Annotated in this window: 22 protein-coding genes; 9 read left to right on the forward strand and 13 right to left on the reverse strand. The window is 66.1% G+C overall.

Translation table 11 applies throughout. From position 1 onward, the window contains the following. Nucleotides 1–240: 240 nt before the first annotated feature. The gene (gene treS, locus ACWF5H_RS12130) at nt 241–2,514 is read left to right on the forward strand and encodes a maltose alpha-D-glucosyltransferase (RefSeq protein WP_452037362.1); all 2,274 of its coding nucleotides are present in this window, start codon (nt 241–243) and stop codon (nt 2,512–2,514) included. Nucleotides 2,515–2,601: 87 nt separating this feature from the next. Here the strand turns inward: treS and ACWF5H_RS12135 are convergent, their stop codons facing one another. Together ACWF5H_RS12135 and ACWF5H_RS12140 are read right to left on the reverse strand one after the other, a co-directional pair. Further along, nucleotides 2,602–3,198: an NADPH-dependent FMN reductase gene (locus ACWF5H_RS12135; protein ID WP_452037131.1), complete on the reverse strand. Its 597-nt coding sequence runs from the start codon at nt 3,196–3,198 to the stop codon at nt 2,602–2,604. Nucleotides 3,199–3,356: 158 nt separating this feature from the next. Next, nucleotides 3,357–4,184 (reverse strand): hypothetical protein, encoded by an 828-nt coding sequence (locus tag ACWF5H_RS12140; RefSeq protein ID WP_452037364.1) that lies wholly within the window; start codon nt 4,182–4,184, stop codon nt 3,357–3,359. Nucleotides 4,185–4,353: 169 nt separating this feature from the next. Here ACWF5H_RS12140 and ACWF5H_RS12145 point away from each other — a divergent pair, with 169 nt between their 5' ends. Further along, nucleotides 4,354–5,061: a VC0807 family protein gene (locus ACWF5H_RS12145; RefSeq protein ID WP_452037132.1), complete on the forward strand. Its 708-nt coding sequence runs from the start codon at nt 4,354–4,356 to the stop codon at nt 5,059–5,061. 8 nt (nt 5,062–5,069) lie between these two features. Here the strand turns inward: ACWF5H_RS12145 and ACWF5H_RS12150 are convergent, their stop codons facing one another. Both ACWF5H_RS12150 and ACWF5H_RS12155 read right to left on the reverse strand, forming a co-directional pair. Continuing rightward, complete coding sequence (locus tag ACWF5H_RS12150) at nt 5,070–5,417, reverse strand: GNAT family N-acetyltransferase (protein WP_452037134.1); 348 nt, start codon at nt 5,415–5,417, stop codon at nt 5,070–5,072. Nucleotides 5,418–5,478: 61 nt separating this feature from the next. Then, on the reverse strand, nt 5,479–6,492 hold the full coding sequence (locus ACWF5H_RS12155; RefSeq protein WP_452037136.1) for a pirin family protein: 1,014 nt from the start codon (nt 6,490–6,492) through the stop codon (nt 5,479–5,481). Nucleotides 6,493–6,579: 87 nt separating this feature from the next. Here ACWF5H_RS12155 and ACWF5H_RS12160 point away from each other — a divergent pair, with 87 nt between their 5' ends. Beyond that, nucleotides 6,580–7,203 carry a DedA family protein gene (locus tag ACWF5H_RS12160; RefSeq protein ID WP_452037137.1) on the forward strand — a complete coding sequence of 208 codons (624 nt, stop codon included), beginning with the start codon at nt 6,580–6,582 and terminating at the stop codon, nt 7,201–7,203. Nucleotides 7,204–7,266: 63 nt separating this feature from the next. Here ACWF5H_RS12160 and ACWF5H_RS12165 read toward each other — a convergent pair whose 3' ends face one another. From ACWF5H_RS12165 to ACWF5H_RS12175, 3 genes are all read right to left on the reverse strand, one after another. After that, entirely contained in the window at nt 7,267–8,541 is a 1,275-nt protein-coding gene (locus ACWF5H_RS12165) for an ArgE/DapE family deacylase (protein ID WP_452037139.1), read from the reverse strand. A 135-nt stretch (nt 8,542–8,676) separates the two neighbouring features. Next, nucleotides 8,677–10,005: an MFS transporter gene (locus ACWF5H_RS12170; protein WP_364645572.1), complete on the reverse strand. Its 1,329-nt coding sequence runs from the start codon at nt 10,003–10,005 to the stop codon at nt 8,677–8,679. Between the two features lie 187 nt (nt 10,006–10,192). Continuing rightward, on the reverse strand, nt 10,193–11,389 hold the full coding sequence (locus ACWF5H_RS12175) for a helix-turn-helix domain-containing protein (RefSeq protein WP_452037141.1): 1,197 nt from the start codon (nt 11,387–11,389) through the stop codon (nt 10,193–10,195). A gap of 163 nt (nt 11,390–11,552) precedes the next feature. Between ACWF5H_RS12175 and ACWF5H_RS12180 the strand changes: the two genes are divergently transcribed. The 5 genes from ACWF5H_RS12180 (at nt 11,553) to ACWF5H_RS12200 (ending at nt 17,190) form a co-directional block, all read left to right on the forward strand. After that, a complete protein-coding gene (locus ACWF5H_RS12180; RefSeq protein WP_452037143.1) occupies nt 11,553–13,247 on the forward strand; it encodes an amidohydrolase in 1,695 nt (564 codons plus the stop codon). Next, the gene (locus ACWF5H_RS12185) at nt 13,244–14,497 is read left to right on the forward strand and encodes a M20 family metallo-hydrolase (protein ID WP_452037144.1); all 1,254 of its coding nucleotides are present in this window, start codon (nt 13,244–13,246) and stop codon (nt 14,495–14,497) included. The genes ACWF5H_RS12180 and ACWF5H_RS12185 overlap by 4 nt, the downstream gene beginning before the upstream one ends. 170 nt (nt 14,498–14,667) lie before the next feature. Next, on the forward strand, nt 14,668–15,090 hold the full coding sequence (locus ACWF5H_RS12190; RefSeq protein ID WP_452037145.1) for a YybH family protein: 423 nt from the start codon (nt 14,668–14,670) through the stop codon (nt 15,088–15,090). A gap of 38 nt (nt 15,091–15,128) precedes the next feature. Next, nucleotides 15,129–16,541 (forward strand): purine-cytosine permease family protein, encoded by a 1,413-nt coding sequence (locus tag ACWF5H_RS12195; RefSeq protein ID WP_452037147.1) that lies wholly within the window; start codon nt 15,129–15,131, stop codon nt 16,539–16,541. Between the two features lie 7 nt (nt 16,542–16,548). Beyond that, complete coding sequence (locus tag ACWF5H_RS12200) at nt 16,549–17,190, forward strand: cyclase family protein (RefSeq protein WP_452037149.1); 642 nt, start codon at nt 16,549–16,551, stop codon at nt 17,188–17,190. 49 nt (nt 17,191–17,239) lie between these two features. Here the strand turns inward: ACWF5H_RS12200 and ACWF5H_RS12205 are convergent, their stop codons facing one another. The 4 genes from ACWF5H_RS12205 to ACWF5H_RS12220 are packed head-to-tail and all read right to left on the reverse strand — an operon-like array spanning nt 17,240 to nt 21,047. Next, nucleotides 17,240–17,668: an ATP-binding protein gene (locus tag ACWF5H_RS12205; RefSeq protein ID WP_452037150.1), complete on the reverse strand. Its 429-nt coding sequence runs from the start codon at nt 17,666–17,668 to the stop codon at nt 17,240–17,242. Beyond that, nucleotides 17,661–17,993 carry an STAS domain-containing protein gene (locus tag ACWF5H_RS12210; protein WP_364645585.1) on the reverse strand — a complete coding sequence of 111 codons (333 nt, stop codon included), beginning with the start codon at nt 17,991–17,993 and terminating at the stop codon, nt 17,661–17,663. Before ACWF5H_RS12210 ends, ACWF5H_RS12205 begins: the two co-directional genes overlap by 8 nt. Next, a complete protein-coding gene (locus tag ACWF5H_RS12215; protein ID WP_452037152.1) occupies nt 17,977–19,932 on the reverse strand; it encodes a glycosyltransferase family 2 protein in 1,956 nt (651 codons plus the stop codon). Before ACWF5H_RS12215 ends, ACWF5H_RS12210 begins: the two co-directional genes overlap by 17 nt. Next, entirely contained in the window at nt 19,929–21,047 is a 1,119-nt protein-coding gene (locus ACWF5H_RS12220; protein ID WP_452037154.1) for a PP2C family protein-serine/threonine phosphatase, read from the reverse strand. Before ACWF5H_RS12220 ends, ACWF5H_RS12215 begins: the two co-directional genes overlap by 4 nt. Nucleotides 21,048–21,134: 87 nt before the next feature. Here ACWF5H_RS12220 and ACWF5H_RS12225 point away from each other — a divergent pair, with 87 nt between their 5' ends. Then, nucleotides 21,135–22,859, forward strand: coding sequence for a sensor histidine kinase (locus ACWF5H_RS12225; RefSeq protein WP_452037156.1), 1,725 nt, complete (start codon nt 21,135–21,137; stop codon nt 22,857–22,859). 44 nt (nt 22,860–22,903) lie between these two features. On the opposite strand, the gene ACWF5H_RS12230 is transcribed toward ACWF5H_RS12225, so the two are convergent. Beyond that, the gene (locus tag ACWF5H_RS12230) at nt 22,904–23,485 is read right to left on the reverse strand and encodes a sugar O-acetyltransferase (protein ID WP_452037157.1); all 582 of its coding nucleotides are present in this window, start codon (nt 23,483–23,485) and stop codon (nt 22,904–22,906) included. A 115-nt stretch (nt 23,486–23,600) separates the two neighbouring features. Continuing rightward, complete coding sequence (locus ACWF5H_RS12235) at nt 23,601–24,821, reverse strand: glycine cleavage T C-terminal barrel domain-containing protein (RefSeq protein ID WP_452037158.1); 1,221 nt, start codon at nt 24,819–24,821, stop codon at nt 23,601–23,603. Nucleotides 24,822–24,831: the final 10 nt, after the last annotated feature.

Raw genomic sequence — 24,831 nt, forward strand, 5'->3', positions numbered from 1 at the left:
GCGCAGGGGTAGTGATGGCACCGAGGGTCTGGCAGTGTTGGGAGTAAGCCGGTCTGGATAATTCCAGCAGTCCAGCACGAAGGAGATGACGCCGTGAACGATTCGGTTCCTGGTCCCGAGCCCGTCCTTAACAGCACCCACCATGACGACGGCGGGGTCCGCGCCGCTGCGCGCGGCGTCCTTGATGACGGCGGTGCTGCCGCCAGCGACGGCGGTGCTGCCGCCAGCGACGGCGGCAGCATCGCCGTCGAGCCCGAGGCCGAACCGCAGGTTCCGGAAATCACGTTCGACGAGCAGTTCTACCCGGCCCGCCCGCGCTCGCTGCGGCCGACCGCCCGGCGCCGGCACTTTATGCCCGGCCGCCCGCCGTTCGACCCGGACGCGCGCAACAGCGTCTACGTGGAGTGGCTGCGCAACCAGTCCATGTTGGGTGATGCGAAGGTGCTCGCGCGGCAGCTGTCAGGGCAGGCCAGCATGTGGCAAAACCCCTATGCCTACCCGGACCCGCGGGCCGCGGTGGAGAAGGCGTCGGTCTGGTTCACGGCCTACCCGCTGTCCCTGATCACCCGGCCGGGCCAGACGTTCCTGGCGGCGCTGGGGGACTCTGATCTGTGGGAGGCGTTCCAGCAGATCGGGATCAAGGCCATCCACATTGGCCCCGTGAAGCTGGCCGGCGGCGTGACCGGCTGGGACCACACGCCCAGCGTGGACGGGCATTTCGACCGGATCAGCATGGCGATCGACCCGCTGTTCGGCACCGAGGACGAGTTCCGGAGCATGTGCGAAGTCGCCACCGAGCACGGCGGCACCATCGTGGACGACATTGTGCCTGGCCACACCGGCAAGGGCGCCGACTTCCGCTTGGCGGAGATGAACTTCCGCGACTACCCGGGCATTTACCACATGATCGACATTCCCGAATCGGACTGGGACCTGCTGCCCGAGGTGCCGGAGGGTGAGGACTCGGTCAATATCGACGTCGCCACCGAGCGCGCCCTCCAGCGGGCCGGCTACATCATCGGCGAGCTGCAGCGGGTCATTTTCTACGAGCCCGGCGTGAAGGAAACCAACTGGAGCGCCACGCCGCCGGTCCTGGACACGCACGGCAAGCCCCACCGCTGGGTGTACCTGCACTATTTCAAGGCGGGCCAGCCGTCCATCAACTGGCTGGACCCCACCTTTTCCGGCATGCGGTTGGTGATGGGCGACGCGCTGCATTCGCTGGTGGATCTGGGCACCGGGGCGCTGCGGCTGGATGCCAACGGGTTCTTGGGCGTGGAGAAAAGCGCGGAGGAAACGCCGGGTTGGTCGGAAGGGCATCCGCTGTCCGCGGCAGCCAACCAGATCATCGGCAGCATGGTCCGCAAGGTCGGCGCCTTCACGTTCCAGGAACTGAACCTCAGCATCGATGACATCAAGGCCACCTCCGAAACCGGCCCGGACCTGTCCTACGACTTTGTCACCCGTCCGGCCTACCACCACGCACTGGTCACCGCGGATACCGAGTTCCTCCGACTGACGCTGCGGCTGGCCATGGAGATCGGCATCGACCAGGCGTCGCTGGTCCACGCGCTGCAGAATCACGACGAGCTGACCTACGAACTGGTGCACTTCACCACCAAGCACAAAGACGACCTCTACGAGCTCGACGGCGAGGAGCTCACCGGCGCGGAGCTCGCCTCCAAGGTCCAACAGACGCTGCGGGACGGGATCACCGGGGAGGCCGCGCCGTACAACCTGGTCTTCACCGCCAACGGCATCGCCTGCACCACCGCCAGCGTGATCACCGCGGTACTGGGCATCACCGAGCTGGACTCAATCACCGATGAACAGGCGGCGGAGGTCCGGCGGGTGCACCTGCTGCTGGCCATGTACAACGCCCTGCAGCCCGGCGTTTTCGCGCTCTCCGGCTGGGACCTGTGCGGAATCCTTCCGCTGGATCGCAGCAAGGTGGCCCGACTGATGTCGCGCGGGGACACTCGCTGGATCAACCGAGGCGCGCACGATCTGATGGGCTTCGATCAGTCGGCGCAGACCTCAACGGCGGGGATGCCGATGGCGCGGGCACTGTACGGCACGCTGCCCGAGCAGCTCGACGACGAGTCTTCCTTCGCGCGGCAGCTGACGCGGATCTTGGAGGTCCGCGATCGGTACGGCATTGCCAAGAGCGCACTCATCGATGTCCCCGACGTCTCCCAGCGCGGCATGCTCGTGATGGTGCACCAGCTGGTCGACGGCGGACAGGAAGTCACGGTGCTGAACTTCTCCGGCCAGGAGATGGCCGGCACGGTCCGCTCCGAAGCGCTGCAGCTGGGCTCGGAAGTGACCGACGCGTTCAGCAGCGAGGCCATCGGCACGGTGGACGACCTGCACAGTTTCTACCTGCAGCTGGGGCCCTACGAAGGGACGGCGCTGCTCGTCACCCCGCCGCCGGCTGTGGAGGAGAACGACGACGGCGGCGCCGCCGAGGCGATCGACGCCTCCGACCAGCAGGGGCCGGAGACATATGACTGAGCTATCGGACTGAGCGGCCCGAAACAATTGATGCCCCTGAACCGGGAAGGTCCAAGGGCATCAATCGATCCAAGCGGGATTGGCGGGCTATTTTTCGCTGTCGGGGTCGCCGATGTGGCCCGGGGCGTTGACGTCCAGCACCCGTTCCACGAAGGCGCCGTACTCCTCCATGTAGTGGCTCAGGAAGCCCTTGGTCGATTCGTCCTTGACCTCGCCGTCCTCCCCATAGGCCTCCGGTTTGAACGCGATATAGACCTCCGGGGCGTTCAGCTGCGGGGCATCGAGGAAGCTCAGGACACCGCGCATCGAGGACTGCATCACGGCGGTGCCGATGCCGCCGGGGGAGGCGCCGACGATGCCGGTGGGTTTCCGGGCGAAGGAGTTGGTGCCCCAGGGCCGGGACCCCCAGTCGATGGCGTTCTTCAGTGCGCCCGGAATAGAGCGATTGTACTCGGGGCTGACGAACAAGATGCCGTCGGAGGCCTCGATGGCTTCCTTCAGCGCCCGGCCCTCGGGCGGAAAGTTATTGTCAAAGTCCTGGCTGTACAGGGGCAGGTCCTTGATGGGGATTTCGTTGAACTCCAGGTTGTCCGGGGCGAGTTTGATCAGCGCTTTCGCGAGCGTTCGGTTGATGGATGTGCTGGACAAGCTGCCGACGAAATAGCCGATCTTGTACGTGGGCATGGGATGCTTCCTTCCCGGCGGCCGACGCGCGGGCCGGCCCGTTGCGGTTGATCCATTGGGCGCGGGCGCCGGCGGAGGCAACCCGACACCCGCAAGGCTACTGCGAAGCGAAACGCGTGGTAACCCTGCCCGCCCTCAGCGGCCGGTCGACGGCGTAGTTAGACTTCCCAGTCGCCAAGGCCCCCGCCGTCGCCAAAGAAGCCACCGGCGCCATCACCGAAGAGGCCGCCGAGGCCTGCGTTGTCTGCGAAGCCTTCCCCGGCGGACGCAACGCTGTCGCCGATCCCTTCCGCCGCGCCGGTAATCCCGTCGCCGATTCCGGAGAACCCGTCCAACAGGGGGCCCGCGATGGCCGAACCGACGAAGCCGGCGGCCACTCCGGCCAGCAGACCGGCGCCCAACCCGCCGGCGGCACCGGCCGCTCCTGCTGCCAGCCGGCCGCCGCCGCGACCCGATCCGCTCCGGCCGAGGATCTTTTCCATGAAGCCGGGGCGGGCCACCTCGGCGCGGGTGGCGGTCCGGGCCAGGGATTCCGGCTGATCGGAGGCGGCGTGCTCCGAGGCCGGGAGTTGGCTGTTGAGGTCGTCCCGGAGCATGGCACGCTGCTGCGGGGTCAGCCGGGCGAAGGCCTCGGCATGGGCGCGTTCCATGTCCTGCGGCGGCGCCGTGTGCAGCATGTATTTGTACTTGGCGATGGCCGCCTGGTCGGCGTCACGTCCGGCAGCGTCGCCGGGCCTGCCGCCATGGGGCTGCGGCGCGGACTGGTACCCTTGCCCGTCGTAACCGCCGCGGTTGTAGCCACCGTCGCCGTATCCGCGGTCCTGTCCTCCGCGCTCCTGTCCGTATCCGTATCCGGGCTGCTGGCCGTAGCCGGGCCCGGAGTCCTGCGGCCGGTTCTGGCGCTGTTGCCCGGTGCGCTGGGCCAGCTGCTCTTTGGCATACTGGACCGCCATGGTTTTGCCCTTCTTGACCAGCTTGTCGAACATTCCCACGTCGTGCTCCTTGCCTGCCCGGGTTCAAAGCCGGGACACGGTGACCATCTCTCGCCTTAACAACTGGCGGGCACCGGAGGGAGTTCCGTCGGGTCCGCATGCTGGAACGAACGGTACGGGTTGAAGGGTGGACATAGGGCCCGCACGGCCCGAAGCTGGATTGATGGAAAAATCTGCCCCGGACCAGATGCAGCCTGATCCGGGGACAGGCAACCTGGCGGGCGAGCGGAACAGCAAGCTGCTGCGGCTGGCGAGGTCGGCCCTGGCGTTCGCCGCCGCCGTCGTTGTTCCGCTGGCGGTGTACTACCTGCTGCGCGGAATTGGCGTGGATGTGTACGCGGCGCTGCTGGTGATTGCCGCGGTGGGCGCGGTGCCGCCGATCGTGGCCCTGGTCCGACGGCGCAGCATGGGCCGGATCACGATGTACTTTTCGCTGATGTCCATCGGCGCGCTGCTGCTCTCGTTGCTGCCGGGCAGCGAGGAGTTCCTCTTAGCCAAGGGGGCGGTGCTGACGGCGGCCACCGCGACCTGGTTTTTGGTCAGCCTGCGGGCCACGCGTCCGCTGGTCTACGTGCTGACCAAGCCGCTGCTGGAAGGCCGCTGGACCTGGCCCTCCGGCTGGGACCGGCACTGGGAGCGGTCCGGCCGGTTCCGCCGGATGTGGCGAGTGGCCACCCTGATGTGGGCCGCAGGCCTGTATTTCGACGCCGTGGCGCGCGTGGTCATGGCTTTCACGCTGCCGGCGGACGTGGTGCCCGGGCTGGCAACACTGCTCTACGTGCTGACCGTCGTGGCGTTGAACCTCGTCACCACCCTCTACTACATCGCCTCCGGTATTTTCCGGCCGGGCTCACGGCTGTACGCCGGGTGACCCTCCGGCTAGCTGGTGAGCTCGGCGACCGCCTGGAGATGCTGCGGGCGGATGGGAACGGTGTTCGGCTGGTATTCCGGGTGCTTTTCCACGTAGGACTTGAAATAGGGGCACACGGTGATCACCGCCAGGCCGGCGGCAATGGTGTCGTCGAGCGAGTACCGGGCCAAGCGTCCGGCGAGCCCCTGGCCGGAGTATTCCTGCTTGACGGTGGTGTGGAAGAAGATCCGTTCCGGACCGGTGCTGCCCTCAAAAGGCAGCCAGTGGGCCTTGCCGATGACCTTGTCGCCATCAACCAGTTCGTAGCGGTGGCGTTCGGCATTGAGTCGGACGGTAATGGTCGATTCGGATTCCATGCTGGCTCCTGCAGGTTTCGGCCGGGGTCTGGTGATTGTCAGCTGGCGGTGGCTTGCGGGGTCAGCCGCGGGGGCGGAGTTGGACGGTCGGCAGCGTTGGCGCCGGGAGCGGGGCCGGCATCCCGTCTGGGTACGGTCCGAACCGGGGATAAGGGGCGCCGTCCGGGTACGTTCCTCCGTCTGGATCCGGGGCGGGTTCGACGTCGATCTCGGCTTGCCAGGCGGCACGGTAGGCGACAATCTCGTCGTGGCTGCGCCCCACGAAGTTCCACCACATGATGATCTGCTCACCCAGCGGCTCGCCGCCGATCAGGAGCACCCGGGCCGGGACGTCGCCCGCCTCCAGCACCACGCGGCCGCGGCCGGGGGAGAGGTAGACGAGGTGGTCTACGGGTACCTCATCCCCGTCCAGCCGAAGGTCGCCGGTATCCAGCAGGATGCCGTGCTCAAAACCACGGTCCAGTTCGAGTTCCAGCCGCGATCCGGCCCGAAGCAGCGCTTCGGCGCCAAGCAACGGCGGGGTGCGCGTATTGATCGGCGAGGTGGAAGCGGCCAGGGACCCGATGAATACCCGCAGTTCGGTTCCGTCGCCGACGACGGGTTCCGGCATATAGTGCTCGAACGTCGGCGGCATGTGCCGGGTGGAGTCCGGAAGGGCGAACCACAGCTGCGCGCCGTGCAGGAAGGTGGTGTCCGGCGTCGAGTATTCCTGATGGGAGATGCCGCGGCCGGCAATCATCAGGTTCACCTCCCCCGGACGCACGATCGCCTCAAAGCCGGCGGAGTCACGGTGCGCGATCTTTCCGGAGAAGAGCCAGCTGACCGTGGCCAGGCCGGTGTGCGGGTGGCGGGGGACCTGCATGCCGCCGCTCTGTGAGACAAGATCCGGTCCGTAGTGATCGAGGAAGCACCACGCGCCGATCAGGCTGCGCCGTTTCTGCGGCAGGGTCCGGCGAACGTTCATGGCGCGAATCCCGCCGAGCGGCACATCCCGTGGAGCCAGGACTTCCACGTTGGCAGTGTCGGCTTCCAACGTGCAGACGACTTCCTCCGGCGCGGTCTCCATGTTGCTCATGGGCTAAGTCTAGGCACGAGGGGCGCGGAATCACCGTGCAGAATGCGTCCGAACGTGCACTTCGTGTACTTCGGGCAGGATGGAGGGATGGATGAACTCGGCGAACTGTTGCGCAGCCTGGATTACTGGTGGATCTACTTCGTTGGCACGTTATTCGTGACCGTCTCAGCCATGGTTCCTCCGGTGCCCAGCACCACGCTGTTTGTGGCGCTGGGATCGCTATCGGTGCATACAGACCAGCTCAACCCCTACCTGCTGGCGGCAGCGATGCTGGCCGGGGCGGTGGCAGGTGACACTGCCACCTTCGTGTTGGTGCGCCACTTCAAGCTCGCGGAGCGCATGATCTTCGCCGGGGAACACCGGCAGGCCGCCTTCCGCGCGGCCCGGACCAGGCTCGGGCGCAAGGGCCTGCCGCTGGTGATGACCTCCCGGTTCGTTCCCTTGGGGCGGCTGACGCTCAATGTGGCTGCCGGGATGATTCCCCAGCCCGGCCGACGGTTCCTGGCACATTCCGTCATTGCCGGTGTGCTGTGGTCCGCCTACTGCGTGGGCGTCGGCGCGCTCTCCGGTGCCTGGCCACAGCTGTCCACAGAGTTCGCCGTACTGCTGGCCATCGCCATTTCACTGGTGCTGGGGTGGCTGATCAATCAAGCGATCAGCTGGTGGGAAGGCCGGCAGCTGCCGGAGTTTGTCCGGAAACGGGCCAGCTAGCCGGCCGTCGACGCCCGCCGCCCACGCCGGCCGCCCAGGCCGACGCCGGCCGGAACCGCGGTCCTATCCCCGCTCTTGCACCCCGCACCAGTTGGCGATGAACAGCGCGATGCTTTGGGTGATCCGGCGGACCGACTCAACCGACACTCGCTCGTCGAAGCCATGGATCGCTTCGGAGACCGGCCCGTAGACCAGCGTGGGAGTATCCGCGTAGAGCGTGAAGACGCGTCCGTCCAGGTAGCCGGGGGTGGTGAAGCTGCCCAGCCCGGTGCCGAAGGCCCGCAGGTGCGTGCTCTCCAGCAGGTCTTCGGCTTCGCTTCCGGGTTCCAGGACGTATCCCTCGGAAAAGAATCCGGTCCGGGTGGCGACGGCGTGGATGGCAGCCGGCCCGGTGCCGAGCCGGGCGAGGCATTCCTGCAGTTCGGTCCAGGCTTGTTCGGCCGAAATGCCGGGGTAAATGGCCGCCCGGACATCGAATTCGCACCACGCGGGAACGCTGGACGGCCAGTCTCCGCCGGCAATCTGCCCGAAATTGAAGTTGATCGGGTGCTCCAGGTCCTCGAAAAAGCGGTGCTGGCCGCGGTCGGCGTTCCACTTTTCCTCGACCTCGCGCAGCGCGGTCATGGCGGTATAGGCGGCATCAATGGCGTTGAACCCGGTGCCCATCTCGCGCGGATGGGTGGGGCTGCCGGTGACGCGCACTTTGAACCAGATCACCCCGACGTTGGCCCGGACCAGCATGTCCTCTTCGGGCTCCGGAATGATCACTGCGTCCGCCCGGTAGCCGCGCATGAGAGCGGAGAGGGAACCATTGCCGGTGCATTCTTCCTCGACGACGGACTGGAAGTGGATGCGGCCGGCCGGTTCAAGACCGGCGGCCCGGACGGCGTCGAACGCGAAGAGGTTGGCGGCCAGTCCGGCCTTCATGTCGCCGGCACCGCGGCCGTACATCCAGCCGTCGATGATGGGGGCGTCCCAGGGGGAGCGGGACCAGGCCTCTTCCGGCCCCTCCGGAACCACATCGACGTGTCCGTTCAGGATGAGCGAACGGCCGGCCTCGGCGGCGGGGAGGTAGGTGCCGACGACGTTCGTCACGTCTTCGTAGGAGACGGTGACCGGGCCGAAGCCTTCATGCGTGGCGAGCTCCTCGGGATCGAGCTGCCAGCGGTCCATCTCCAGTCCGCGTGCGGCCATCGCCGAGTGCAGCAAGTCCTGGGCACTGCCTTCCTGGGTGCGCAGCGACGGATGTTTCACCAGCTCTTGGGTAAAAGCGAGCTGTGCGTCGAAAGCGGCGTCGACTGCCTCGAGGATGCGCCGGGACTGTTCTTCGGTGATCATGCAAAGCTCCTTGGATATGGCGTGGGGGAGCCGCCGGGTTGGGCGGCTCCCCCACGGGTTGTTGGAGAGTGCTGCGTTCGACGGCGGCGCTCGCCGGCCGTCGGGCTCCGCCCCAGTGGGGGCGGAGCATCGGTTCTAGACGTCCGCCACGATCCGCTTGTCCTGGACGCGCATCCGCTCGCCGAGGAATCCGCCGAGGGCGGTCAGCAGCGCGATGATGGCCAGGATCGTCGCTGCGCCCCAGGACGCGTTGCCGGAGACGCCGAGCATGGCGGTGGCGATCATCGGCATGAAGCCGCTGGTGGCACCGGCGATGTTGTAGCCCAGTGCCACACCGGAGTAGCGCAGCTTCGGGGGGAACAGTTCGGTCAGCAGGGCGCCGTTGACAGCGTAGGCCACGGCAATGAGCATGATGCCCAAGGTGATGGCCAGGGTGATCAGCAGCGGCGATTTGGTGTCGATCATCGCGAAGATCGGGAAGGCCAGCACGGCAGTGAGGAGCCCGCCCCAGACGGTGACCTTGCCCGGGCCGACCTTCTCGGCCAGCCGGCCCATCAGGATGGTGACGATGATCTGCGCGACGGCAGCGACCAGGGTGGCGTTGACCATCACGTTGCGGTCCACGCCCAAGGTGTTGGCTCCGTAGCTGACAGCAAAGGTGGTGATCATGTAGAACCCGCCCACGCCCAGCAGCGCGGCGAGTACGGCAACCACCAGTCGCCCGCCGGCACTGCGGAAGACCTCGAACGCCGGCACCTTGACGGTGTCTTCCTGGGCAAGCAGGTCCTTGAAGATCGGGGATTCCTCAACCTTGAGCCGGATCCAGAGCGCGACGAGAAGCATCGGAATGGCCAGCAGGAACGGAATGCGCCAGCCCCAGGCATCGAAGCTCTCGGACGGGAGCAGCAGCACCAGGGTGAATGCGGCGGAGGCCAGCAGGGTAGCGACCGGGGAACCAATCTGGACCAAGGCGGCGTAGCGGCCGCGCTTTTCGGCCGGGGCGTGTTCGACGGCCATGGTCACGGCGCCGCCCCATTCGCCGCCGACGGCCAGACCCTGGACCAAGCGCAGGACGGCGAGCAGGATCGGTGCGGCCAAGCCAATGGTGGAGAAGTCCGGCAGCAGGCCGATCAGGGCGGTGGCGACGCCAATCAGGACGATCGTCGTCAGCAGCGCCGGACGGCGCCCGTAACGGTCGCCGATGTAGCCGAAAATGATCGCGCCAATCGGGCGGGCAGCGAAGCCGACGCCGAAGGTGGCGAAGGAGGCCAGCAGGGCCGCGGTGGGGTCCAGATCCGTAAAGAAGAGGCGGTTGAACACCAGGGCCGCGGCAGTGCCGAAGAGGTAGTAGTCGTACCACTCCAGGGCAGTCCCGACGAAGGCAGCGCGGGCAATTTTGCCCGCGTCCTTGCCGGAAACTGTCGGCGGGGCGCCGGGAGTATTGAGCGATTGCGGCGTCGTCACGTGGTTGCCTTTCAAGCTGTTCGGGGCCCGCGGCGTTGATGGAGCGGCGGCAGCCCGATAATTCCTACGGCCCTGAACGGAGGACATCCCGCGGTAGAGCTGTGAAGTACCTCTCGACTGTAGAGGAGTGCCAATACCCTAAACAATGACATTACACACCGACTTGACAGTCCATTCTTGTGCATTTTCACAAGACAGTATCGCTTTTGTAGTCGGCCAGCGCCACCAGCGCCAGGGCAGCCTGTGCCGGAACCGTCATATCGAGCCCGATGACCTCTTCCAAGGAATGCAGCCGGTTGACCACCGTGTTCCGGTGGCAGTAGAGTTCCTCCGCCGTTTCCTTGATGGACCCGGTGCGGCCGTAGCTGCGTGCCACTTGCAGCAGCCGTTGGCGTTCGTGCGGCGTGCAGTGATCCAGGGCGGTGGTTACCGGACGGGAGAACCCGGGGAGAGTGTTTTCCAGAAGGTCCCGGGCAATCGTCATCCAGGTGCCCGGGATGGTGGCCAGTCCCGTGTCCTCCCCGTGCTTAGCGGCCAGCACCAGGGCAGACGCCGCAGCTTGGGGAATCGCCGCTAGGCCTTCAACGCCGGGGACGTAGCCTGCCGGAAATTCGGGCAGCTCATCCTGCCACGTCCGTCCGGCGCGCACTACGCGGAAAAGATACAGTGCCCCTGCGCGTTCATAACTGAAGGTCTGGCGGTCCGCCGCAGGCTGGCGCTGAAGCTTGGCCATGGTCTCCCGGGTGAGCGCCATCAGCTCGAACACGTCCGAGCTCTGAACTTCCAGCCCGGCGGCGATGTCGGAGATCTCGCCAGTGTTTCTTGTGTCGGTATTAAAGAGCCGCGAAAGCAGCCGTTGCCGGTGCAACTGTTTGTCGCGGGCGAGCAGGGCTTCTTCTTCGGAGAAGGCCTGCTGGATGCTGCTGACATAGCTCTCCACCGTGTCCAGGACACGGTCCATGTTGGCAACGAGGATCTCGGTACCGTGCCCGCGCGCCACCCGCTCAAGCCCTTTCCACAAGACCCGGAAGTCATTGCGGACAGCGCTGAGGAAGGCCTCCATCGGAACCCCCTGACGCGCCCGGCGCGCGGCGACGTCACGGGGCAGGGACTGAAGATCAGCGGGTAGTTCCAGTCCGGCCAACAGGTAGAGGAACATCTCCATGGTGTCTGCGGCTGTCCGGCGGACATCCTCGTCCGGGACCAACGCTCCCTCGTAGGAGATGGTGGCGAAGCGCTCCAGGAAGTCGTTGACCAGGGAATCACGTTCCTGCCACAGGCGCTCGATCAGTTCCATCCAGTGCGGCTCCCCGGACGGGTCGGGTTTGAAGTCCCGGGGCAGGCCCGCGTCGGGCGGAAGGACGTCTACTCGCGACTCGCTCATGAATCCATCTTAGGCAATCGCCCAATTTTCTCAGAGCTTATGGCGTCATTTAGCCATTGAGTGCGGCAATACTCCAGTGTTGAATGGGGGGATGGCCGCGGGGTCCCTCCCGGTTCGCCATGATCGCTCCGGGCTCGCCGCAGCGAAAGCACGAAGAGGACTCATGCTCGTCGATCTCTTGATCCGCAATGCCCGCATCCTGACCCAAGATCCCGGACAGCCGGTGGCCGAAAGCCTGCTGATCCACGACGGCAAGGTGCTGGGGCTCGACGTCGATCAGCAAAGCGTTCCCCATGCGCGAAGGGTTGTCGATGCCGAAGGCGCCGTGATCGTCCCCGGTTTCAATGACGTGCACGCCCATAGCGTTTGGTTCGGCCTGGGCCTGATGGAAGCAAACCTTGGAACCGTTGCGAGCCTCGAAGAGGCCTATGCGGTGATAGCCGAAGCCGCCGCCCCGCTGGCGGAGGACGAGTGGGTGGTGGCCTCCGGCTACAGCCCGCTGCTGCACGACGGTGCCCAGCCTGACCGCGACCGGCTCGATGCGGCCTCCGGCGGCCGGCCGGTCTGGATCAAGCACTCGTCCGGCCACGCCTGCAACGTCAACGGCATTGCACTCGACCTGATCGTTGAACGCGGGGCAGACCTCGCAGCACCGATCGACGGCGGCCTCGTGGCCAGAGATGCCGAGGGCCTACCCACCGGACTGCTGGAAGAGAATGCCATGCGGCTGGTGCAGGACATCATGCTGCCCTACCCGCTGGCCACCATCGAGCGCGCGCTGGATTTGGCCACTTCCCACTACCTGAGCGAGGGCATCACCAGTGTCACCGATGCCGGCATCGCGGGCGGGTGGATCGGTTACTCACCGCGCGAGTTCGGTGCCTACCAGGCGGCGCGCGACAAGGGGCTGTTGAGCGTGCGCATGCAGCCGATGATGGTCTTGGATGCTCTGCATCGGGTTCCCGGGCACGAAGCAGACCCTGACTCCCGCGGTCTCGACGCCGGCATCCGCACCGGTTTGGGTGACGATTGGCTCCGGCTGGGCCCGGTGAAGATTTTCAGCGACGGCTCGCTGCTGGGCAGCACCGCGTATGTCACCGAGGAATACGTCGGCTGCCCGCATAATCATGGCTACCTGCAGATGGACGCCCAGGAGCTGCGCTCCTCCGCGCTGGAGGCGTACCGGGCCGGCTGGACCATCGCGATGCACGCGATCGGCGACCATGCCGTGGACCACGCGATCGACATCATCACGGAAGCCCAGGAAACCTACGGCCGCAGGCCGCTGCCCAACCGGATCGAGCACGGTGGCGTCATCCGGCCCGAGCAGCTGGACCGGATTGCTGAGGCCGGGATCGTCCTGGTCCCGCAGCCGCATTTCATCACCGAGTTCGGCGACGGCATGGCCAAGCTGCTTGGCCCGGAACGCACGGCGACGTCCTACCCGGCCAACAGCCTGTTGAAGCGCGGCGCCACGCTGCCGGGAAGCTCGGACCGCCCGGTCTCCAACGGCCGGCCGCTTGACGTGATGCAGTCGTTCGTCCAGCGGCTGACCCCGTCCGGCGAGGTCTATGGTCCCGACGAGAGAATCACCGGGGCCGAGGCGCTGTACGCCTACACCGCCGGTTCCGCGGCCGCCACCGGAACCGAAGGGACCAGGGGTCGGCTGATGCCGGGAATGCTGGCCGATCTGGTCTTCCTGGACCAGGACCCCACCGCCGTCGAGCCATCCCAGATCGGCGCCACCCAGGTGCTGGCCACTATGGTGGGCGGCGAGATCCGCTTCGGCGCAGATAACTTCCCGGCCCAGGAAGGCCGGGATCCGGCAATGGCATCGACCGGGGAGGAAACCCGATGAGCACCAGCAACCAGGAATTTCTTTCCGACTTCGCCACCATGTCCGGCTTCGGCGCTACCGCCGGTGGCGGCGTGGACCGCCAGGCGGGCACGACGGCGGACCACGCCACCCGCGGCTGGTTCGGCGAGTGGCTGGCCCAGCATGGCTTCACCGAAAAAGTGGATGCGGCGGGAAACCAGTTCGGCACCCTCGACGTTGTTCCCGGCGCCCCGTATGTCCTGCTCGGATCGCACTTGGACTCCCAGCCGCTGGCCGGCCGATACGACGGCGCCTACGGCGTGCTGGCGGGGGCCCATGCGGCGGCCCGTGTAGCTGCCGAGGTTGCTGCCGGCGAACTCGACCCGGTGTACAACCTGGCCGTGGTCAACTGGTTCAACGAGGAAGGCAGTCGCTTCACCCCCAGCATGATGGGCAGCTCGGTGTTCACCGGGAAGCTCTCTTTGGAGCAGGCGCTGGCCACCGCTGACCCGGCAGGGATAACGGTTGCCGAGGCCCTGGCTGCGGGCGACCGCGGCGCCGGAGCCGATGCTCCGGTGCTGGCGGATGTGGCACGGTACGCCGAAATCCACATCGAACAGGGCAAAAACCTTGAGGAAACCGGCACTCAGGTCGGAATCGTGGACCGCACCTGGGCGGCCAGCAAGTACCGCGTCACGGTCGACGGAGCGCAGTCGCATACCGGTTCCACCCGGATGGAGGACCGCCGCGACGCCCTCTACGGAGCTGCGCTGGTGATTGCCGCCGCCCGCGACCTCGCCGCGGAGTTTGCACCCGGCCAGCTGCACACGTCGGTGTCCGAAATGTACGTGCTCCCCAACTCGCCGGTGACCATCGCGCGGCAGGCAATGATGAACCTGGACCTGCGTTCGCCGGACGAGGAGGTCCTCGCCCGGGCCATGGATCTGCTGGACAAGCGCATCGCCGACGCCGAAGCCCTCTCCCGGACGGACATCTCGCTGCTGCAGACGCACCGCTGGGGCTTGGTGTCCTACCAGCCCGCGGGAGTCGCATTGGGTGCCGCCAGTGCGGAACAGCTCGGCTTCAGCCACACCGAGATCATGACGGTGGCGGGGCACGACTCCACCAACATGAAGGACGTGGTCCCCACGGTGATGCTCTTTGTGCCCAGCGTCGACGGCGTTTCCCACAACGAAGCGGAATTCACCCGCGATGAGGACGCCGTACGAGGCGTGGATCTGCTAACCGAGGTCACCCGGCGGCTGGTCCGCGGCGAGCTCGCCGCGGATTAGCTTCCAGCGATCGGCGGCGGGGCGCACCACTGAGGGTGTGTCCCGCCGTTTTCGTTTAATTACCGATGTGACGGCCGGCACTTGCAGTTTGATCACTGAGAGGCAACACTTGTTGCGTCTTGGAAACTTTTTGTCGCGGCCGCCGTTCGGCTGCAGCTAGGAGACTGCACATGGGAACCGAGAACGCGCATGCTCCGTCGATCGAGCAGGTCAAGGATGCGGCGGCAAAGATCGTCAGCGCTTTCGCCGCCACGGACACTGATCGCTACTTCGCAGGTTTCGCCCCCGACGCCAGTTTTGTGTTCCACACCGAGCAGGAACGGCTGGACAGCCGGGCCGCCTACGAGTCGCTCTGGACCGAGTGGCTCAACGACGGGTGGCGGGTAGTTGCGTGCCAATCCAGCAACCAGCATGTGACGGTCTTCCCCGGCGGCGCCGTCTTCGTGCATGATGTGGCAACCACCGTAGCCTTGCCCGACGGTGAGGATTCGTACCGGGAACGGGAAACCATCGTTTTTCGCAACGACGAACGCGGCAGCCTGGTGGCCGTGCATGAACACCTCTCCCCGGTGTCCCCGGCTGGGGCCAGTTGAGCCTCTTCCTCTAGATCCTTCTCGCACCTAGGACCCTCATGAATCTCTACCAGCGTCTCGACAACCATCTCCAGCGAAACGCGGACGGCTTCGGACCCATCCGCGGCACGTTATCCATGCCCCGCATCGGAATGATTTGGCTGGCGGCCAACTTCGTGGTCACCACGTTGCTGACCGGCACCCTCTTCATCCCCGGCATTAGCTTCGGCTCCGCCATCTGGCTAATTGTCATTGGCACGCTAGTGGGCGCGGTCGTGCTGACTCTGATCGGCAACATTGGTACCCGCACCGGGCTGCCCACCATGGCCATCACCCGGGGCGCCTTCGGAACCCGCGGCAGCCTGTTGCCGGTGGCCGCCAATGTGATCATCCTGATGGGTTGGAGTTGGGTGCAGGCAATGCTGGCCGGCGTCACCGTCAACTACGTGGTGGCTCAGCTGACCGGATTTTCCAACCCCATCCTGTTCGCCGTCCTGTGCCAGGCGCTGGTGGTTTGTCTTGCCATCCTCGGCCACGAAGGCATTGCGAGGGTCGAGCCGTGGCTCGCCGTCGTCATCCTGGCCATCATGGTCTACGTTTTCATCACCGCGTTCACCACCTTCAGCCCTGCGGAGTTCGGCGCCATTGGCGTCGACGAGTCACTCGGATACACCAGTTTCGTGGTGCTGGACATCGTGATAGCCACTGCGATCTCCTGGACGGTGCTGTCTGCCGACTTCAACCGCCTGGCCAAGTCCAGCCGCGCCGGCATCCTCGGATCCGGAATCGGCTACACCATCTCCACGGTGCTGGCCATGGCACTGGGCGCCACCGCTATCGGCTACGTAATCCTCTCCGGAGAGCCGGCAGCCGAATTCGATCCCACCGTCATTGTGGCTGCTTTCGGTACTCCGCTGGCCATTGTGATTTTTATGTCCGTCATGGCAACCAACACCATGGTGGTCTACGGCATGGTCACTTCGATCGTGAATGCACAGGCCCGCTGGAAGCTCCGGTTCCTTCCGACGGCGCTGGTGGTCGGCGTCGTTTCGATTGCCGGTTCAACCTGGATGGCGCTGCTGAACCAGTTCACAGACTTCCTCGTCATGATCGGCGCCTTCTTCGTGCCCGTGTTCGCCATCATGATCGTGGACTACTACATCATCAAACGGCGCAGCTACAGCCGGGACATCCTGCGGGAAGGCGGTGGAAAGTACTGGTATACCAGCGGGGTAAATTGGGCTGCCATCACGGTCTGGGTGGTGGGAGCCGCGGCGTCCTACGTGCTGACGTACGTGTGGCCCAGCCCGGTGGGGGCCACCATTCCAGCGTTCGTGCTCAGTTTCCTGCTGTATCTAGGCCTCTCCATCAAGAGCCGTCCCCGCTTCGCCGGCGATCAGGCCGGGCACCTCGCTGTGCAGCCCGGCGCAGAGGAAAGCTCCTCGTCCTCTATTGCGGGCTCCGCAGATTGATGACGCCGTGAAAATAGTGGACCTGACGCATCCGGTGTCGTCGGGGATGCAGGTTTTCCCCGGGGATCCGGACGTGGCGATCCATCCTGCACTGACTATTGCGCAGCACGGAGTGGAAGTTTCCGATCTGCACTTTGGCAGCCACACGGGCACCCATTTCGATGCGCCCTGCCACAGCATCGAGGGCGGCCGCACCACCTCGGAGGTGCAGCTGGACGAACTGATGGGCGAAGCCTTGGTGCTGCAGGTTCCGGGCCTTGAAGCCGGCGACGAGGTCCGCTGGCACCAGCTGGCCAGCCAAGTGCAGGGACACGTGCCCCGGATCGTGCTGCTGGCTACAGGATGGGACCGTCACTTCGGCACCGAAACGTACCTGAACCATCCGGTTCTCTCCCGCGCCGCGGCCGATGAACTCTGGTCCAGGGGCATGCGGGTGCTGGCGACCGACACGCTGAATCCCGATCGGACCCTTCAGCCTGAGGAGGCCTTCAGCCTTCCTGTGCACGAGTTGGTGCTGGGACCCGACGGCCTGATTGTGGAGAACGTCCGCCACGCGGTCAAGTTGCCAGCTCGTTGCACGGTCGGGTTCTTCCCGCTCAAGCTGACGGCGACGGACGGAGCCCCGGTCCGCGCCGTCGCCTGGCTATAGCGGGAGCCATACCTGGACGGCGAGCCGCCGCGCAGGGGGCGGAGGAAGGCTAGTCATCCGACGAGTCGCGGCAGAGGACCCAGACGTTGTCCTCGCCGTGACGCTCGAAGGTGACGGTGCTGACCAGGGCGTGGATCAGGTTCATCCCCCGGCCGGACTCGGATTCGTCATCGATGTCTGACGGATTCGACATCTCGGGGTCGGAGGGGGCCGCGCCGATTTCGGAAATGCGTGCCTCCAGCCGGCGGGACCAGATGGTGATGTCGACGCCGAGCTGGAGCGGCGCCTCGGAAGCCGGGACGGCGTGCTGGACCACGTTGCTGGCGGCCTCGATGACCGCCGTGGAGAAGGCCATGCGGTCCATCTCCGGAACGAAGCCGGCCTCCAGCCACAGAGTCTCGAAATCGTCGTGCAGGGCATCCACAGTGGCCGCCGTCGCCAGGCCCTGGCGCGAGCTCCGGGCCAGGACCTCAGTCATTAGAGAAGGCCGCATCGACGCTCTCATACGGGGTCAACACGCGGTGCATGCTGGTCAGCTCCAGCACCATCTTGACCTGAGGCTGCACGTTCGCAATGCGGAGATCACCGCCGGCCTGGCGGGCTATCTTCAGGCACCCGATCAAGGCCCCGAGGCCGGAGGAGTCCATGAACTCCGTGCCCTCCATGTTCACCACCACATGATGGCTTCCTTCGGCCACGACTGCTGCCACCACCTCGCGGAGCAGGGGAGCCGCGACCATGTTCAGCCTGCCGCTGCCGTTGACTTCGGCATAGGCGGGCGTGGTCTCAACGGTGAACTGCATCAACGTTCCTTTCATCGGGCGTGAACCCTTTGTACCTGACGGCTTTGACCAGCACGCTCAGGATCAACAAATCGAAAATAACCCAAGCCACGTTCACCAGCGTGCCAACCGGTTCGTTCAGGCCTGCGGCGAGTCGCACCGCTCCGGCAATCAGCGCGGCAACCAACAGCGCGATGGCGACCAGTTGGGGCACGATCAGGTTCCAGCTGCTCCCTTCGGACTGGCGGGCCTTGGGGGTGACGGCAAAGCCGAGGGGGCGTCCGAGCCAGACGTTGCGCGCCGCCGTCGTGCACGCCTTGATCCAGGTGGGGAAGAGCGCGAGGCTGTACTGCTGTCCCCGCCAGGTGCTCACCCCCTTGCCCACCAAAGCGAACAGCAGTTGGTTGACCACCATGAACGGGATGAACCGGATGAAGAAGTCGGTGCTCAGGCTGCTGACCGGCAGGATGCCCAGGGTGAGGTAGATGACCGGCGCGGCGAAGTAGACCACGGCGGCGAAACCGCTGAGGTAGCTCCACATGGTGGAGAAGTACATCAGCCGCTGGCCGAGTTTCAGCCCGCGCTGCACCAGCGGGTTCTCCCGCAGCATGACCTGGATAGTGCCTTGGGCCCAGCGCAAGCGCTGGGTGAGCATGGTTTTGAGGTCCTCCGGAGCCAAACCGTAGGCGAGGACCTCGTGGTGGTAGACGCTTTCCCAGCCCATTGAATGCAGCCGCATCGAGGTGGCCATGTCCTCGGTCACCGAGATGGTGGCCAGCGGCATGACCGGCTGGGCCTCGTCCGGCCGTTCCACGGAGACCGCGTCCAGCACCGCCTGCACCGAACCCAGCGCCCCCAGCGGAGACCAGTCCCGCTGCGCCATCCGTTCCACCGCGCCGTCCAGTTGGTCGGGGTCGGGCGCGCCGGAGGTGCCGCCCAGATCCATGGCGGCGATCTCGGCCAGGTCGGCTTCCAGCGCGGCGAAGTTCTCGGCCACCAGGGACCGCACGGCGCCCTCGACCTTGGTCCGCAGGTCGTAGGTGATCTCGCTCAGCGAACCGCCGCTCCGGAGCTTCTCGCGGGCCGTGTCCGTGGCCGCTTCCACGTCGTCGAGCAGGGCCGCAACCTGCGGATCGGCTGCTTCCGGGGACCGGCGGGCCTTGCGGATGGCGCTGCGCGCGCCGGCCAGCGCGCGGTGGACGCTACTCTCCACCTCGGTCACATAGCCGGCCAGGCCCAGCTGCATCAGGGCCTCGCGCCTGAGCAGCGCGTTGGAGCCGCAGAAGAAGGCGGCATTCCACCCGTCCTTGCCCTGCTGGATGGGCCCGTAGAAGAGCGGCGCCTGGCTGCCCAGCGGATCGTCGGCCGGGACGTTGCTGAAGTACTGCGGCGTTTGGACCAGGGCCACCCGGCGCTGGTTGAAGTACCCCAGCGTGTTGTCGAGGATGTCCGGCTGGGGGATCTGGTCGGCGTCGAGGATCAGGAGGAATTCGCCCTGCGTCATCATCAGCGCGTTGTTCAGGTTGCCGGCCTTGGCATGCCGCGGCTTGTCCGCCCAATCGCCGCTGCGGGTCAGGTAGCCCAACCCGTGGCGGGCGGCCAGTTCACTTAGTTCCGGCCTGGCGCCGTCGTCCAGGATCCAGGTGCTGTGGGGAAAACGGATGTCCCTCGCGGCCAGCGCCGTGGCCATGACCAGGTCCAGCGGCTCGTCGTAGGTGGTGATGAAGACATCTACCGTGGCGTCCGGCGGCGGTGGCGGCGGCGCCTTGCGTTCGCGGATCCGCCACACCGCCAGGCCGAAGAGGCCGACGTCGATCAGGCTGTAGGTCTCGGCCAGCACCAGGGGGACGGCGATCCACCAGGCGGACCAGTTGAGCGAATCCAGCCACCGCCAGGCCAGGTAGTTGGTCCCCAGGATGACGGTCAGGACGACGAGCAGGCGGATGGCGAAAGGTTTCACTGCGCGCCGTCCTCGGTGATGTCCAGCGGGCAGCGGCGCAACATCACCGCGGTGACATCGTCCGCCACAGCGCTGCCGGCCAGATCCAATACGGCCTCGCACACGTCCTGCGCCGAGTCACGCCCGGCCGCGACAGCGGCCACCGCGTCCATGGCGGCATCCACTGAATCGAAGGCATCGAGGAGTCCGTCGCTGAGAACCAGGAGCGAGTCCCCGGGAGCCAGCGACAGGCTGCCAGCCGTCCAACTGCTGCCCGGCACGGCCCCGACGGGCGGACCGCCCGACGGCAGGCGGCGCAGGCCGCCGTCATAGAGGTGCAGCCCCAGCCCGTGCCCGGCATCCACATAGTCAACAGATCCGCTGTCGGCGTCCAGCCGGGCATGGAAGATGGTCACGAAGGAGGACGACTGTGCCAAGTCCCACTCCAGTGCCTGGCTGGCCGCTTCGAAGGCCAGGGTGAGGTCGGTGTGCCGGTTGGAGGATCGCAGCACCGCGCGCACCGTGGCGGCGATGAGCGCGGCGCCCATGCCCTTGCCCATCGCGTCCGCGACGGTGATTTGCACGCCGTCTTCGGTGGCGGACCAGTCGAAGAAGTCGCCGCCCACGCTCCGGGTGGGACGGCAGCGGCCGCCGATCTCATAGTCCTGAAGCCTCAGCGGTTCGGCGGGCAGCAGGCTGCGCTGAACCTCGGCCGCGCGTTCCTGGTCGGCGCTGGGAACCGGATCAACCGGCTGGGAGCGCGGACGGCGGAATAGCGCCCCGATTCGTGACTGGAGCTCCCGCGGGCTGAATGGCTTGCTGATGTAGTCATCGGCGCCGGTGTCCAACCCGCTAAGCCGGTCTACCTCGTCGGCGCGCGCGGTAATCATCAGGATGTAGGCGTCCGAAAACGTCCTGACCTGCCGGCAGACTTCGATGCCGTCCAGGTCAGGCAGATTGAGGTCCAAGGTGATCAGGTCGGCGCCGCCGGCCCGGATCAACTCAAGACCTTCCTGCCCGGTTTCCGCCTCCGCCACCATGAAGCCTTGATCCGTGACAATTTGCGCCAGCAGCCTGCGAATGTCGGCGTTGTCCTCGACTATGACGGCACGGCGGTTGATGGGGACTGCAGGCATGCTTTCATTAAGGCGGCAAACCTCCCATTTGTCACATCTGTCACTGCAGAAACCCGTCCGCGACCACCACATTGGAGTTCCGTCGCCGTGGATAAAGTCCTCGACCTGTTCACCTTGAACCGGGTGAAGTTCCACGCCCTTTCACTGCGCGGGCGCGTTGTGATGAGCCAACTGCCGCTGTCGATCACGATGTTGTTCCTGTGCGCGGGAACGTGGATCCTTTATCCACCGCTCCTCTCGGACCCGCAGTTCGGCCTCAGCATGGTGCTCAACGCCGTGCTGCTGGCGGCCTGTTTCCTGGTGCCCTGGGACAAGCTGCCCTACCCGTCCTTCCTGCTCATCCCCCTGTTGGACTTTGTTCCGATCGCCCTGCTGCGCGAAGGTACCGGATCAGTCCTGACCGGGGTGGGGCTGCTGGCTGCCTTCCCGGTGATCTGGCTGGCTGCCTCGGGCCAGTTTCCCCGGCTCTCGGTGATTGCCGGCGCACTAGCCTCGCTGGCGATGGTCTGGATCCCGGTGTTCCTCGAGGATTCCGCCGTCACGCTCAAAGCGTTGACGCACCCGCTGCTCGTCCCGTTCATGATGCTGGCCATCGGAATCACGGTCCGGGTGATGACGGCGAGCATGATGGAACAGCAGCGGGTGGTCGAGGACAAGGATGCGGAGCTCCGCACGCTGCTGGAGGCCAGCGGCAGGCGCGAACGGCTGCTGTCCGCGGTGATGAGCGCAGTGGACGTGGGGGTCCTGGCCGTGGACGAAGAGGGCAACCCGATTCTGCGAAACCGCCGGCAGGAAGAGCTCCGCCGGTTGGCGCTCCCGCCGGGCGACGAGGACGCACCGGAGTCCCGGCTGGAGCTCTATGCCGACGGCGGCAGTACCGTCATGCCGGTCCAAGACCGGCCGATCCGCCGGGCGGTGCGGGGCGAGTCGTTTTCCGAGTACCTCATGTGGATGGGCCGGAAACCCGGGCAACGGGTCCTCTCCACGTCCGCCCAGGCGATGGCTGACGACAGCGGCCGGCGGGAAGGCACGGTGCTGGCCTTTAGCGACGTCACCGAACTGGTCGCCGCGGTGGAGGCCAAGAATGATTTTCTCTCCAGCGTGTCCCACGAACTGCGGACTCCGCTGACTTCCATCCAGGGGTACGCCGAGCTGCTGGCGATGTCGCCGGACCTGTCGCCGAACATGGCCTCGGGCCTGGACACCATCCTCAGGAACTCGGACCAACTGCTCACCTTGGTCAAGGACCTGCTGGGCACGGCCGCCGGCTTCTCGGAGTTGCAGCCGGTCCAAGCGGATCTGGCGGAAATTGCCGCCCAGGCCGTGGCTGCGGCCGAGCCGAGGGCTGCCGCCGGGGGAGTCGCGCTCACCGCGCAGTCTCAGGGGGACCTGGGGGTGGTCTGCGACCCGGCGCGTGTCCGGCAGGTGCTGGACAACCTGGTCTCCAACGCCATCAAGTACTCCCCGCAGGGCGGGGACGTCATGGTCAGCTGCACCGGAGGCGGCGGAGTCGTGGAATGCCGGGTAGCGGATCAGGGAATGGGGATGGGTCCCGATGAGATCAGGAACGTGTTCACGCGGTTTTTCCGTAGTCCCGCGGCCCGCCGTAGTTCCATCCCGGGGCTGGGCCTGGGACTTGCCCTGTCCAAGGACATTGTGGAGCGGCACGGCGGCAGCATGAGCTGCGAGAGCGAGCCCGGCGCCGGCAGCGTCTTCACCTTCAGCCTGCCGATAGCGGGGCCGCCCCGGGAAAATGGGGCTGACGGCGCCAGCAACCGGGTCGTCCCTGTCGGCGCACAGCCGAAGCCGTGAAAGCGCGGGACTAACAGCCGCGCTGTTTCCCTCGGCGGGCTCGTTCAGACTTCCCGCACTACCCGGGCCGGGCTGCCCACGGCGACCACATTGGCCGGAATGTTGTTGGTGACCACCGAACCGGCGCCGATCACGCTGTTGTCGCCGATGGTCACGCCGGGGCAGACAATCACGCCGCCGCCCAGCCACACGTTGTCGCCGAGGATGATCGGCTGGGCCGCCTCCAACTTGTCCCTGCGCGGCTGGGATTCGATCGGGTGCGTGGGGGTCAGAAGTTGGACGCCGGGTCCGATCTGGCAGTCGGCGCCGATGGTGATGGTCGCGACGTCCAGGGCGGTGAGGTTGTAGTTGATGAAAGTGCGGGGACCAATAAAGATGTGTTCTCCGTAGTCGACGAATAAAGGCGGCTTTACGTAGGCATCGTCGCCGAGTCCGCCCAACAGCTCGGCCAGGATCGACCGCGCATCGTCCGCGTCGGCCACCACCGCGCGGTGGTAAGCGTCGGCCAGCCGGAGGGCACGTTTCGCCCGGCGCTCGCTCTCCGGGTCATCGGCAATGTACAGGTCGCCGGCCAGCATCCGTTCGCGGTTGGTGCGGGCGTCCCCGGCGAAGTAGTCAGTTTCCATAGCTTTGACCGTATCGCCGCAGACGCGGCTCGAAAAGGCGGGAACCACGACGGCGGAGCCCACCTGCGCAGGTGCGCTCCGCCGTCGTACGGGGTTGGCCGGGCAAAGCTCCGGTTCAGTCCTTGGGTGTCTCCTTGCCGGGATCGAAGAAGGGCTTCTGCACCACCGTGCCGTTGCGGATTCCCTCCGGCGTGTGGATGGACAGCGAGGTGCCCTCCTCGCTGAGGTCGAACGGCACCATGGCCAGGCCGATGTTGCGTTCCAGCCGAGGGGAGTTGCAGGCGCTGGTGACTTCGCCGATGCGTCCGCCGCCGCCGACCGAGACCGGGAAGGGTTCGATCATGGAGCCGTCGTTGTAGCTGCCCAGCGGTTCGCCGTCGATGTCCACGCCCACCAGCAGCCGGTCGATGCCCTTCTCACGGATGCGGCCCAGGGCTTCCTTGCCGACGAAGTCCGCCTCCTGGTCCAGATCCACCATCCAGTTGTAGTCGTAGCCGACCTCCAGCGGGTTGGTTTTCAGCGTGATGTCGCAGCCGTAGGCGAGCATGCCGGCCTCGATCCGGCGGATGTGGCAGGGGCCGATGACGCGCAGGTCGTGCGGCTGGCCTGCCTCCCAGACGGTGTCCCAGAGGCGGCCGGCGTTCTGGGTGGCGTTGTAGAGGTAGATCTCGTAGCCGATTTCGCCGGTGTAGCCGGTCCGGCTGACCACCACGTCCACGCCGTTCAGCTTGTGGTGCTGCATGTAGTAGTACGGCATGTCCAGGATCTGCGGGCCGAACAGGTCGGACATCAGCCCCTTGGCCTTGGGGCCCTGGACCTGGACCGGGGCCACGTCCACTTCTTCCACCGTGACGTCCCAGCCGCCGGCGTGCGCCAGGCCCATGGCCCACAGGTGGACGTCGCTGTCCGCCAGCGACAGCCAGAACTTGTTCTCCTCCACGCGCAGGATAATCGGGTCATTGATGATCCCGCCGTCGGCCGCGGTGATGAAGGCGTATTTGCACTGGCCCACCGCGCACTTGGTCAGGTCGCGAGGGGTCAGCATGTTGGTGAAATCGAAGGCCTGCGGACCGCTGATCTGCAGTTGCCGCTCCACGCCCACGTCCCAAAGGGTGACGTCGTTCAGCAACGACCAGTACTCGCTGACCGGATCGCCGTAATGGCGCGGATGGTAGGTGTGGTTGTAGACGCTGTAGGCCGCGACGCCATGCTCCCGCGACTTCCAGAAGTACGGGGACTTGCGCAGCCGGGTATAGAGCGTGACCGCCGGGTGGGGATTGACGCGTGAATCTGTGCCGTTGAACGGGGCGGAGCCCGAATCGAGAATCTCCGACATGGATGCTTCC

The organism is Arthrobacter sp. NPDC055138, assembly GCF_053607305.1.